Raw genomic sequence first — 12,504 nt, forward strand, 5'->3', positions numbered from 1 at the left:
AGGAAATAGTTGCAAAAAAATAGAAATATGAATTAACATTTGTTCCAATTAATTGGCTTATCTATTTAGCACCTTGCTCGTTATTGCAGGTTGCTATCTCCTTTTTTGAGATTCTTGATAATTATTTTAAGGCGGCAAAAATAGTGTATAAAACCATCTACTTTTCTTAAAAAAAGTTAATTTCTACATCTTATGTAAGATCAAGTTATGTAGTGCACAAGAAATAAAGATTGAAATCTTATTATTGTATTCACACTAAATAGAAGCAGCTAATCTACTGGCTTGATTTATGGCGCGTTTTGCATCTAATTCGGCGGCAACATCTGCACCACCAACGACATGCACTTTTATACCCTTTGCTTCTAATGGTGCTACTAAAGTGGCAAATGGTACCTGACCTGCACAAATGATTACCGTATCTACGACCAAAACTTTCTGTTCTTCATCTTGAACATAATGTAACCCTTCATCATCAATTTTTGTGTACTGCACATTATTTATAAACTGTACTTTTTTCTTTTTTAATGAAGACCGATGAATCCAACCGGTAGTTTTACCTAGTTTTCCACCGAATTTTCCTTTGCTACGCTTGAACATAAATATTTCCCGTGGAGATGGATGAACTTCTGCTTTTACGCCTTCAATGCCACTTCGTGCCTCCAATGTTTTATCAATTCCCCATTCTTTTAGCCACGCGTCAATTTGCAATGAAGTGCTTTCACCTTCGTGCGCTATGTATTCTGAAACATCAAAACCAATACCTCCAGCACCAATAACGGCAACGCGTTTACCTACTGGTTTTTTCAACTTTAAAACATCAATATAGTTAAGTACTTTCGCATGTTCAATCCCTTCAATCTTGGGTTTGCGCGGTACGATTCCTGTTGCAATTATAACTTCGTCAAAATGTCCATTTTTTAAATCTTCGGCGGTAACTCGCGTATTTAGTTTTACAGTTACCTTATGTAATTCTAGTTGTTTATTAAAATAGCGAATGGTTTCGTAGAATTCTTCTTTCCCCGGTATTTGCTTTGCCATATTAAATTGGCCACCTGTTTCTTTATCCGCATCAAAAAGTGTGACGTCATGCCCGCGTTGTGCTGCAACGATTGAGGCGGCTAAACCTGCGGGACCAGCGCCTACAACAGCAATTTTTTTCTTTGTTGCCGTCGGAAGATAATTTAGCTCCGTTTCATGACATGCTCTCGGATTCACCAAACAACTGGCTACTTTTCGTGCAAAAACATGGTCTAAACATGCTTGATTGCAAGCAATACAGGTATTTATTTCGTCCGATTTGTTTACTGCAGCTTTATTGACCCATTCTGGATCTGCTAAAAATGGTCGTGCCATCGAAATCATATCTGCATGACCCTCTGCCAATACCTTTTCGGCAGTTTCGGGCATATTTATCCTGTTTGAAGTTACTAAGGGAATCGAAAGTTCTTCTTTCATTTTTTTTGTCACCCAAGTAAATGCTGCTCTTGGTACTGATGTTGCAATGGTGGGTATGCGTGATTCGTGCCAACCAATTCCTGTATTTATAATAGTGGCACCCGCTTTTTCAATCTCTTTACCTAAGGCTACAATTTCTTGCCAAGAGCTTCCTTTCTCTACTAAATCTAACATCGATAACCGATAGATGATGATAAAATCGGTTCCAACGACTTCACGCGTTTTTTGCACTAATGCTATAGGTAAACGCATTCTGTTTTCATAGCTACCACCATAATTATCGGTCCGTTTATTGGTCCTTTCTGCAATAAATTCATTGATTAGATACCCTTCAGAACCCATGATTTCTACACCATCATAACCCGCTAATTTTGCAAGTTTCGCAGAATTTACAAAGTCACGAATCGTACGTTTTATGCCCGACTGTTTTAGCTTAAAAGGTTTGAAAGGAGAAATTGGTGATTTTATAGACGAAGGAGCAACCGCAAAAGGATGATACCCGTAACGACCTGAATGTAAAATCTGCATACATATTTTACCATCTTCTTTATGCACCGCATCGGTAATTATTTTATGATGTCGTGCATGTTTTTTTGTGCTCATTCGTGCAGAAAAAGGTCCCGTCCAACCCTGTACATTAGGTGCAATACCACCGGTTATTATTAAACCTACACCACCTTTTGCTCGTTCTGCATAATAGGTAGCAATTTTATCGACCCCATCTTTTTCTTCTTCTAATCCGGTATGCATCGAACCCATTACGATTCTATTCTTAAGAGTTGTAAATCCTAAATCTAAGGGTTCGAAAATATGGGTATACTTGGTCATTGATCTGTACGTTTTATTAATTTTTGTTATGCATGCATAACAATTGGTAAGGTACGTTTTTTTTAGACTGAAAAAAGGCAACATATCCGCATTTGGATATTGAAACCCTTACAATAGTTATTGTTGATACAAATTTTGTGCGATAAGAATTTAAGCAAGTAAGGCAAAGGTCGCTAGGGAAATAAAAATGTTATAATGAACTATAAGAATTAGAATTCTTTGATGAGGGTTTAAGGTAGGAGGAAGTACAATACACTTCAATTTCAAAAAATAATTTAATCTCATGTTAACGATACCAAAAATAGATAGACTAACTTAAAAGCACTTAGTATTTTTTTGAGAATATTTCTTTTACATAACTAATTTTCAAATACTTATAATGTCTCACTAACACCCTATAAACTAAAAAAATGAAAAGTAAAACTAGTGTATTCTTTCTGTTCGTATGTATATTATTTCAATCAAGCATAGCTCAAAATTCATCCCTTAAAATTGAAGACTATACTAAGGGTGAAATTGAAATTAAGGCTATTCCCTTCGGATATGATGATCCTGTCTTTGCGGGTAAAATAACAGCTAACGGAACCATTAATTTCAACTGGTCAGCAATTAATTTAAGCAAAATCGAAGGAAGTGATAACTATGTATCAACCATTCAGGAGTTAACAGGTGGTACTTTTTGTAAAGACGCTAGCGCAACGATAACCAATGAAAATATAAAAACCATACTTGTTGAAACACTTTTTTTATACAAATATGGCCAACAGGTAGGTGCCTTAATACCCTCTACACAAAAAGGTCAAGAACATAATGATAAGGAGTTGGGTAGTACAATATATTGGGTCTATAGCGATGGTGAGACAACTGCGAAGGCAAATTGCAGTAAAGGGGTTGAATGGGAAGACGTGTATAATTTCAATGAAACTACAGCCTATAATTTTCAATTAAAAAAAGGATGGAATATGATTCTAAACACCTTACTAGAAAAAGAAGATTGGGTAGATGGAACAGAAAAAGGAAGTTTACCAAAATCAATCACCAAAACATCGATAACAGAAATACCCGATACCATTCATTGGCAATTAAAATATTGGGCAAATGATGAACTTTTAGAAATAGAACATCAATTGGCGATGTTAACGCCAATAAAAAATGAAGTCTACGAAAATTGGGTGCCAAAAAATTTAGGAGAATTAAAACGAACTAGTTATGAAATTGGGAAAACTATAGAGCGTATGCCTAACACCAATAATGTATCACTTGTTTTTGAAAAAGGTGCTAAACTAATAGATATTACTATAGTCGATTGTGCTAATAGTCAAGAAGCGGCAAATACGTTTACCTCAATGAAAGATATGGCAAGCAGAGATTGGAATGATAAAACCAATACAGGATATAGAAGTGCCTCAAAAATGGATGATACACGGGTAATCGTAGATTATAATGAGATGGAAGCTAAAACAGTAGTCACCTATAATACTAATAATCGGTTTTTAGTGAAAGCAGATGCTACCAATATAACACCAAAAGAACTGTGGGCGTATTTAAAAACATTACATCTTGAGACGTTAGTTGAAGAGTAGTTAGATTTTAAAATATACTAAATGGTATTTTTATTTTTAAAAACGTTCTTATACCTAGTACCAAATACACTTTGCTCAAATCAACGTTAGGAATTAAGTGTTTATACTTTTATATTTATCTATCTATACTCAGGGTTTTCAAAATTCCATCGAGTTCCGTCATCCCATTTTTTCCTTGAATTTCCGTAAGCTGGGTATCCACCATTATCTTTTAACATTTTAGCTAAATGCATTACGTTATAAGTCATGAATGTTGTATTACGGTTTGTAAATTCTGAATCAAAACCTACAGGCGGATTTTTACTTTCCCCTTTCCATTCAGTATCACCATAACTAGGTCCGGGCCCTACTTTTCCAATCCAACCAGCATCGGCTTGTGGGGGTATACTGTACCCCAAATGCTGAAGCGCATATAAAATGCCCATAGCACAATGCTTTACACCATCTTCATTACCAGTAACAATACATCCACCAGCTTTGCCATAATAGACATATTGGCCTTTATCATTCTGGTATCCGCTCATGGCATATAAACGCTCAATCAATTTGGAAGCAACAGATGAACGCTCGCCTAACCAAATAGGAGTACCTATTATAAGAATATCGGCAGCCATTATCTTTTCGTAAATCGCAGGCCAATCATCTTTATCATACCCTTCTTTAGTCATATCGGGTTGCACACCTACAGGAATGTCGTAATCTGTTAAGCGTATTGCCTCAACACTTACGCCTTCAGATTTCATAATTTCCATTGATACACCCATTAGGTTACGCGTGTGACTTTTTGATGGAGATTTTTTTAAGGTACAATTGACAAATATCGCTTTCAAAGTACTGAAGTCTATTTTTTTCATGATTTTTGTATACGATTATTACTGTATATATTTGTTTGAACGCTTAGTATTTTATAAAAGTCACACCATAAATTGATCCAATCAGTGGGTTAACGGTAAGTGTTTTACCTTTATAAACCAGCTACTATTTTCCAATTACTTTAGCTGTCACCACACCGAAAACGATATGACCAATAAGCATGGCCAATAATCGCATTGGCATAGAACCGTCCATCGGTGGCATTTCGAAAATCATACCCATAATTTTCATTCCTATTTGGGCGGCAATCAAAGCAACGATACCAAAGGCGATACCTTTTAACCATATATTGGGGATATTCACATTAGGTGCAAAAACATAGCCGTAGCCCAAAGCAAAGAGAATCCCTATCATAAAATGCATAATCCAACCTATTGCGATAGAAACATCCATCGCACCTGATAGTAATTTCCAAGGAGCCATTTCGGGCATACCCATTTGGGGAGCTACCATCATTATGAGGGTCATAATTATTGTTCCCAAAACTCCTGCTAATACATACTTTGTAATCTGATTGTTCATGATGCTTGTGGTTTTAAGTATTGAAATCGATGTTTTAATACCTCGAAAGTATATTTTTAGATTGTGTTTTTACAAAAAAGTATTATGATTTGAAAATATAATCTCTTAGGGTGCAAGCTATTGGAAGTATACCCTAATTATTGCCCCATTCAATATAATTATTGCCGTAGATGTCTAATTCTAATTTTTAGAATAGAGAACAGGACCTTAAAAGAAATGGATTTGGAAACCAGGGTAGAAGATTTCAGAAACACTTTTAAAAAATAATAGGCAAGTACTGAATCCTAATTACACCAATTCAATGCGAGATCTATACCATTTTTTAATATTTTCAAGAAGCTCTTTCAGAGAGTTTCCTTGGGCTTTATAATATAGTTTAGTCTTTATCTTTAATTATATAAGTTGCACATCATGATGACAAAGAAAGATATGTTCTAAGGCATATTTTATCATATGATACGATACAGTTACATATATAATCTAGCTTAGGACAATACAAATTAGTGGTTACGTAGCGTGATTATTTTTTTAACCCAGGTGAAGTGCAGCCGTAATAGCTGCGCATTCTAAATAATTTAATTTGTCTTTTGTGTGACAATGTTCAAGAATTAGATACTAATAGCGTAAACAAAACATTTATATCATGATGAATAAAATATCTAAAGAACAAAAAATTCAGAAAATCCTTATTAAATTTTACAAATGTGAACTGCGTACTTTTAAGCGTATACTTGGTCTAAAGTAAGCGTGTTATAGTATTCCAATTTATCGTTTTTCGAAATCATTCAACTTGAAACAAGGGAGTAATTTTGTTACCTTTGAGTTGTGCTAGTCCTGTTGAAAGCACAGCGCTAAGCAGCTACAAGGTTTAGTCAAACCGATTTAAATAAACGTGAATACAAGCTTAAGAAATGAGGCACATCCCATTAAAAATGTTGCTAAAGAAGTCTATTACGTACTCCGCATTTATAGTTTTAATGCTATTGGGTTGTACGTCCACCAAACAAAATAAACAGAACACAAACGTTTCGAATGCTGGTCAAAATGCTACACAAGCGCATAGCAGTACAGGTAAAACAGTAACTGTTATTCGAAGTTATGGCTTTGATGATCATTCATATATTAATATAAGACCAGCACTAACCACAGCAATGCCGTCTAATGCTAAAGATTCATTGGTACAAAGCGATACTGGTACAGGTGAAAACGAAAGTGTTTTAGAGTCTAGTGTAGATAGTAAGAGTCCGGTAGCCGATAAGATAGTAGAAAACTATCTAAACAGCGAAATTAAAGAGCCGGGCGGTCATTGCCTTTCGGTAAGTAAAGGTCGTTTTGAAAAGGCGTATAAAGAAGTTCACGGTCATTTGCCTTATCAAGATTTACCGAATAGCATGGCCACCAAATTATATACCCCCAAACAGGTGTTTAATTTACTTTATGCTACCGCCTCAGATACAGACGAAGGATGGCGAAGTCTTCCTGTAGAATATAGGGGTAAGGGCAATGCTGGTGCTATTGCTTATGCCGGTATGGGTACCTTGGTTGATTCAACAGGTATTTGGAACGGACAATTAAATCCCGGAGCACTCATGCAAGTTTGGCGTTATAAAGAAGATTATAAACAGGTAGTACAAGGTGCAAATGTCAAAAAACTAGATCCGTACGGACATTCATTTATCTTTATAGGCTATGTACGCGATGAAAATGAAACTATTACTGGACTAAAAATAGCCGATCAAGGTTTTCAAAGTTATAGACCATTGGTCCCAAGAGATTATGATGTTTGGTGGGCAGTGAACCTTAGTATTTAAGGGGCAAGTATAAAGTATAATAAAACTTTAACTTTTCTAATGTAATTTACTCATAACTAATACGTTCCAAATAAAGAGTCCGATTCCTAAATCAATAAAAACCTATGTTATTTTTTTCGCTATTACTTTCTTTAGGCTTTATTAACGAAATTCCACCCAAAACAGACAAGGTGGATACCTATCGCATTGCTACCGAAAGACCTTTGCCTTTAACGGAAATAAGGAATTTTAAGGAAGGGGTAACGGTTGCGTTTAATACATCTTCAGATAGTCTTGTTGATTCTTATGCCAGCACCAAAGAAAATGCAGGTCAACTTCGTTTGCGTTTAAAAGAAGGCCTTCGGTTAGGCACTATTTCTTTTGACAACATTAAAACAGCTTTTGCCAATCAATTAGTAGATAAGATTATACCGCACTGGTACGGCACTCCCTGGAGTTTTGGCGGTCATACAGCGATACCAAATGAAGGTAAAATCGCATGTGGTTACTTTATATCAACAACTTTGCGCGATATGGGTGTAAATATCAACCGGTATAAGTTGGCTCAAAAATCACCTATTGATGAGGCTAAAATGATTAGTTGTGGCTCGGAAATCAACAAGGTTGAACAGGATGATCCAGAAAAAGCCTTTGAAGAGATTGATACCTTAACCCAAGAAGGACTCTATTTTATAGGTTTTGATGAAGGTCATGTGGGCTATCTTTTAAAACGTGAAGGCGAACTATTCCTAATCCATTCCAATTATCTTAATCCAGTGTCCGTTTGTATGGAAACACTTAAAGAATCACGCGTTTTTAAGCGTTTCACTAAATTTCATCTTGTAGCTATTTCACATAACGATACTCTTTTGCAGCGTTGGTTAGACAATGGTACTGTGCTGTAAAGGATAGTAGAAAATCAAGACACTTCTTTTTAAAATTGATTTCATAATGTTCATCTGTATAATTTAAACTAGAGATAGTTATAGGTCATATTTTAGAATGTATAATTGAACAAGAGGTTGAGTTTACCACTCTTTTATTCTTCACCCATATTAAAAAAAGTGCGCTTTAAAAAGGTTTTTGTTTGAAGAAAAAATATTCCGGTAATGTTTCCTTATTTTGATATTTAGAGGAAATGAGGCATGTTACGCATTTAAAAAACCAAATTTAATTAAGAGACTAGGAGATTGTGCTAGAATTTTTCTAATCGCATATTTTCAGGAGAAGGTGTCGTCAATATTTATGGTTGCATAAGTACGATTACTCCAAAGTCATTTGAAACAACATACTGTTTATGTGTGCGTTATGAATATGGAACCCTCTGGGTGGATAGCATTTTATACGCCTATTTTATTAAAACTTCGCATCATGAAAAAAGGAATTTATTTTTTTATAATCCTAACAACATGCCTAAACCTTATACATGCCCAAAGTGTTGAAGAACTGCCACTATTCGATATATCGCAATTAACCTATGAAGGTGCTTTCCGTATAGCGGCAAGTGAGAATGGTGTATCTGACATAAACTATTCAGAAGGTCCCATTGCCTACAATTATGATAATAACTCACTATTTATAGTCGGACATGCCCACCAACAGGCCATTGCGGAATATGCTATTCCTGAAATCGTAAAAAGTGAAGTGCTGTCTGAATTGAATATGGTCGCTGACCCTATACAGGTTTTTAGCCAAGTACTATCCAAAACTACGGATGGGAATCCAGAAGGTATCGATAGGGTGGGAGGCCTTTATTATATAAATCATGGCGGACAAGGTAAATTGATTGTCAACGGTTATGAGTATTATGATGCTCCTGGCGATAACACGGTTTCGACACTTATTGTAAATGACGCGAATGCTATAGAAAACTCCCAAGTAACCGGTTATTTTAGTTTTGAAGGAGGTGCCGGACATACTTCTGGTTGGATATCTCCAATTCCTGAAGCTTGGCAAGAAATTTTGGAAGGTTCACATATTACCGGTCAGTCTAGCGGTATACCAATTATTTCGCGGTTAAGTGTCGGCCCTTCTGCCTTTTCCTTTGAAATGAACGCTGCGCTCAATGCCGAAAATTCAATACGAACAAACACCTTGTTAGATTTTAGTTTATCAACCCCTTTACACGAAGATCTTAGTAATGATTCAAAAACAAATGATCTCTGGACACATCTTTCGAGAGCAACCTATGGTTTTATCGTGCCAGGTACAAGAACATACCTGACCCTGGGCCAAAGTGGCGGGCACGAAAGTGGTATTTGTTATAAATGTACTCAAGATAATGGCAACTTATGCGGTGGCTATTGTACTCCTCAGGCCAATGACAATTACCAATACTACTGGCTTTGGGACATGAATGATTTGGTTGCCGTAAAAAACGGTACCCTACCAGCACATGAAGTAAGACCATATGATTACGGAAATTTTGAAACACCGTTCCAGTCCAATGGTTCAAAAAGTATTGGTGGTGCCAGTTTCGATGCCAGCACTGGAAATCTTTACGTATCCGTTAAAAAAGGGGATACCGAACAAGGTACCTATGCAAGACCTCCTGTAATTGTTATTTATAATATCAATGGTGACGTACTTACGGAAAATGAGCCTATAGCCGGTATCAATATTATAATATATCCCAACCCGACCTCTGATAAGCTTTATATTGAAGGAATAGTATCAAATTCAATCGTTCAAATCACTGATATGAGTGGAAAAAGCATCAAAATGGTGGAAACCGACGAAGCTACGCTCGAATTGGACATGAGTAATCTATCTACTGGCATGTATGTAATCTCAGTACAGATTATGGGTTCTGATGCGGTTTATATGGAAAAGATTGTTAAGCGTAATTAGAAAGGTTTCAAACATCTTATCTGACTAACAGTAGTAGGGCAGTGTAATGTGTGAGTCAGGAATGGAAACACTAAATCAGCATACTAATATTATGATAAAGATTCATTATGGTTATTGTTAATCATAAAAATAGATGATGCTCCTTATTCATTTAGACCGTTCTCAATATTTAATAATTGAAATATCTGTTCTGTATTCTTTATATAGATAACTCTTTTATCTACGGCAATAATCCCTTCATCCTTAAACTGTTTGAGGCTCCTTCCCAAACTTTCAGGTGAAGTGCCAATAATGTTTGCCAAATCTTCTCGTGTTAAATCAATACCGCTTTCTTTATCATGTTTTCTGAATCTATTTTTTAAAATGAGCAAATTAATAGCCAATCTTGCATTTAGATTTTTTTGAGCTAGCACAGCAATAATATTGGCAAGTACCCCGAACTCATGCCCTATATTTTTTATAAAAGTTCGTTGCAAAGCAGGAATATCAAGTAATAATTGAAAAAAAACATCTTTAGCTATGAAATTCACTTCCAGATCTTCCAAGGCTTCACAGGAATCTTGATAACGCTCTTCTCCAAATAACGCATGATATCCTAGTACATCACCTGTCGTGTAGATGTAAAAAATTTGTTCTACTCCAGAAAAACCGCGCTTAAATTTTTTTGCTTTCCCTTTCTTAATTTGAAAGATGCCGGTAGGTACTCCTTCTTCATAAAACAAGAGACCCCCTTTCTTAATAATCAAAGGCTCCATAGAATCACGTACTATCTTTTTTTCATCGGAAGTTAATGCTTCAAAAAGCTGGTCACTTTGAAAATCAAATTGGGAATAGAAATTTTTCATCAGTCAAATATATAATTAATATCGCATAAAAACATAACATATGTTATGTTTATAGATAACAATTATCGTATTTTTGTATTGAATCGAATGTACAATGAATTATGAATGAAAGTAAAATTAGTCTTGTTAACGGAAAGCTTCATGTTCCAAATAAACCAATAATTCCTTTTATTGAAGGTGACGGGACTGGTCCGGATATTTGGAAAGCCACTAAACTAGTAATCGATGCTGCTGTTACAAAAGCGTATGGTGATTACAGAGAAATTAAATGGAAAGAAGTATATGCAGGTGAGAAGGCTTTTGAGAAAACAGGAGAATGGTTACCTAAAGACACTATAAATAGTATTGAGAAATATCTTGTCGCTATTAAAGGTCCATTAACAACACCCATAGGTGGCGGTATGCGATCACTTAATGTGGCATTACGTCAACAACTCGATTTATATGCCTGTGTAAGACCCGTAAAATGGTATGAAGGCGTGCCTTCACCAGTAAAGCATCCTGAAAAAGTAGACATGGTTATTTTTAGGGAAAATACGGAAGATATTTATGCTGGAATAGAATGGTTAAACGGTACTCCCGAACTTGAAAAGATAAAAAACTTTCTAATCAATGAAATGGACGTTACTGCAATTCGGTTTCCTGATTCCGTGTCTATTGGAATTAAACCCGTTTCAAAAGAAGGAACAGAGCGTTTAATGAGAGCAGCCATTAAATATGCTATAGACCATAAAAAAGATTCGGTCACTATTGTACATAAAGGTAATATCATGAAATTTACCGAGGGTAAATTCAAAGAATGGAGTTATCAATTGGCTATAGATGAGTTTGGTGCGAAAGATTATGAGGGTGGTCCTTGGCAGGTTATTACTAAAAACGGACATCAAATAATCATCAAAGATGTTATCGCCGATGCATTTTTGCAACAAATTATTTTAAGACCTGAACAATACGATGTTATTGCAACATTGAACTTAAATGGCGATTATATTTCTGATGCTTTGGCTGCTATCGTAGGGGGAATAGGTATTGCACCAGGAGCAAATATTAATTACCAAACGGGTGTTTCTATATTTGAAGCAACACATGGTACAGCACCCAAATACAAAGATCTAGATAAAGTGAATCCTTCTTCCGAAATACTTTCTGGAGTTATGATGTTAGAATATTTAGGATGGCAAGAAGCAGCAGACCTTATCGTTAAAGGATTGAAAGGTGCCATTCAGAAGAAAACGGTAACCTATGATTTTGAACGGTTAATGAAAGAAGCCACACTACTTAAATGTTCAGAATTTGGAAAAGCTATTGTTAGCAATATGTAAACCCATCAGAACAAAAAGGTGTTCATTATCAATTAGAAGATAGTAGATGAAAAAGGGAACCAAACGCTACAGCATTTTAAAATTAAAGTGCCCCCGTTGTCAAATTGGAAATTTATTCAGTAATCAAGGACTATTTGTATTTACAGATATATTGAAAATGCCTGATAGATGCCCACATTGTAAGCAGAATTTTAAACTAGAACCAGGCTTTTACACCGCTGCCTTATGGATTAGCTATCCTATTGTACTACTAATTTTTATACCATTAATAATACTAGGGTTTTCTTTGAATAGCATAAGCGGTTTTTTTAAAATTATGTATCCCTTTATAATCCTCTTAAGTTTTATGCTTCAGATTCCGTTAATGCGTTTTGCAAGAGCTATTTTACTTAATATGACCATCGATTACTCAACAAAGTGGTAACTCATAATAAAC

10 protein-coding genes and 1 riboswitch are annotated in these 12,504 nt (G+C 35.5%); of the genes, 6 read left to right on the plus strand and 4 right to left on the minus strand.

Features of this window, described 5'->3' with window-relative positions; all coding sequences use genetic code 11:
- Window positions 1-28 precede the first annotated feature (28 nt).
- A riboswitch (SAM-I-IV-variant riboswitch) is annotated at window positions 29-126 on the minus strand.
- 129 nt (window positions 127-255) lie between these two features.
- Window positions 256-2,283 carry an NADPH-dependent 2,4-dienoyl-CoA reductase gene (locus tag AAC084_RS03875; protein WP_339837184.1) on the minus strand — a complete coding sequence of 676 codons (2,028 nt, stop codon included), beginning with the start codon at window positions 2,281-2,283 and terminating at the stop codon, window positions 256-258.
- 410 nt (window positions 2,284-2,693) lie between these two features.
- Here AAC084_RS03875 and AAC084_RS03880 point away from each other — a divergent pair, with 410 nt between their 5' ends.
- The gene (locus tag AAC084_RS03880) at window positions 2,694-3,866 is read left to right on the plus strand and encodes a hypothetical protein (protein WP_339837187.1); all 1,173 of its coding nucleotides are present in this window, start codon (window positions 2,694-2,696) and stop codon (window positions 3,864-3,866) included.
- Between the two features lie 119 nt (window positions 3,867-3,985).
- On the opposite strand, the gene AAC084_RS03885 is transcribed toward AAC084_RS03880, so the two are convergent.
- Both AAC084_RS03885 and AAC084_RS03890 read right to left on the minus strand, forming a co-directional pair.
- Complete coding sequence (locus tag AAC084_RS03885; protein ID WP_339837190.1) at window positions 3,986-4,720, minus strand: flavodoxin family protein; 735 nt, start codon at window positions 4,718-4,720, stop codon at window positions 3,986-3,988.
- A 124-nt stretch (window positions 4,721-4,844) separates the two neighbouring features.
- Entirely contained in the window at window positions 4,845-5,261 is a 417-nt protein-coding gene (locus AAC084_RS03890; RefSeq protein ID WP_339837193.1) for a DUF6789 family protein, read from the minus strand.
- A gap of 911 nt (window positions 5,262-6,172) precedes the next feature.
- On the opposite strand from AAC084_RS03890, the gene AAC084_RS03895 reads away from it, so the two are divergent.
- From AAC084_RS03895 to AAC084_RS03905, 3 genes are all read left to right on the plus strand, one after another.
- Window positions 6,173-7,072, plus strand: coding sequence for a hypothetical protein (locus AAC084_RS03895; RefSeq protein ID WP_339837195.1), 900 nt, complete (start codon window positions 6,173-6,175; stop codon window positions 7,070-7,072).
- Between the two features lie 104 nt (window positions 7,073-7,176).
- On the plus strand, window positions 7,177-7,956 hold the full coding sequence (locus AAC084_RS03900) for a hypothetical protein (protein ID WP_339837197.1): 780 nt from the start codon (window positions 7,177-7,179) through the stop codon (window positions 7,954-7,956).
- A 466-nt stretch (window positions 7,957-8,422) separates the two neighbouring features.
- The gene (locus tag AAC084_RS03905) at window positions 8,423-9,901 is read left to right on the plus strand and encodes a T9SS type A sorting domain-containing protein (protein ID WP_339837199.1); all 1,479 of its coding nucleotides are present in this window, start codon (window positions 8,423-8,425) and stop codon (window positions 9,899-9,901) included.
- Window positions 9,902-10,044: 143 nt separating this feature from the next.
- Here AAC084_RS03905 and AAC084_RS03910 read toward each other — a convergent pair whose 3' ends face one another.
- Complete coding sequence (locus AAC084_RS03910; RefSeq protein ID WP_339837201.1) at window positions 10,045-10,746, minus strand: Crp/Fnr family transcriptional regulator; 702 nt, start codon at window positions 10,744-10,746, stop codon at window positions 10,045-10,047.
- Window positions 10,747-10,847: 101 nt separating this feature from the next.
- Between AAC084_RS03910 and icd the strand changes: the two genes are divergently transcribed.
- Window positions 10,848-12,068: an NADP-dependent isocitrate dehydrogenase gene (gene icd, locus AAC084_RS03915; RefSeq protein ID WP_339837203.1), complete on the plus strand. Its 1,221-nt coding sequence runs from the start codon at window positions 10,848-10,850 to the stop codon at window positions 12,066-12,068.
- Window positions 12,069-12,114: 46 nt separating this feature from the next.
- Window positions 12,115-12,492 (plus strand): DUF983 domain-containing protein, encoded by a 378-nt coding sequence (locus AAC084_RS03920; protein ID WP_339837206.1) that lies wholly within the window; start codon window positions 12,115-12,117, stop codon window positions 12,490-12,492.
- The last annotated feature ends 12 nt before the right edge of the window (window positions 12,493-12,504 follow it).

The organism is uncultured Maribacter sp. (assembly GCF_963977385.1).
GTDB lineage: Bacteria > Bacteroidota > Bacteroidia > Flavobacteriales > Flavobacteriaceae > Maribacter.

Bases quoted from the DNA above. Each gene is read 5' to 3' on its own strand.
- AAC084_RS03890 (WP_339837193.1), bottom strand. From the start codon at position 5,261: ATGAACAATCAGATTACAAAGTATGTATTAGCAGGAGTTTTGGGAACA.
- icd (WP_339837203.1), top strand. From the start codon at position 10,848: ATGAATGAAAGTAAAATTAGTCTTGTTAACGGAAAGCTTCATGTTCCA.
- AAC084_RS03920 (WP_339837206.1), top strand. From the start codon at position 12,115: ATGAAAAAGGGAACCAAACGCTACAGCATTTTAAAATTAAAGTGCCCC.
- AAC084_RS03895 (WP_339837195.1), top strand. From the start codon at position 6,173: ATGAGGCACATCCCATTAAAAATGTTGCTAAAGAAGTCTATTACGTAC.
- AAC084_RS03880 (WP_339837187.1), top strand. From the start codon at position 2,694: ATGAAAAGTAAAACTAGTGTATTCTTTCTGTTCGTATGTATATTATTT.
- AAC084_RS03900 (WP_339837197.1), top strand. From the start codon at position 7,177: ATGTTATTTTTTTCGCTATTACTTTCTTTAGGCTTTATTAACGAAATT.
- AAC084_RS03910 (WP_339837201.1), bottom strand. From the start codon at position 10,746: ATGAAAAATTTCTATTCCCAATTTGATTTTCAAAGTGACCAGCTTTTT.
- AAC084_RS03875 (WP_339837184.1), bottom strand. From the start codon at position 2,283: ATGACCAAGTATACCCATATTTTCGAACCCTTAGATTTAGGATTTACA.
- AAC084_RS03905 (WP_339837199.1), top strand. From the start codon at position 8,423: ATGAAAAAAGGAATTTATTTTTTTATAATCCTAACAACATGCCTAAAC.
- AAC084_RS03885 (WP_339837190.1), bottom strand. From the start codon at position 4,720: ATGAAAAAAATAGACTTCAGTACTTTGAAAGCGATATTTGTCAATTGT.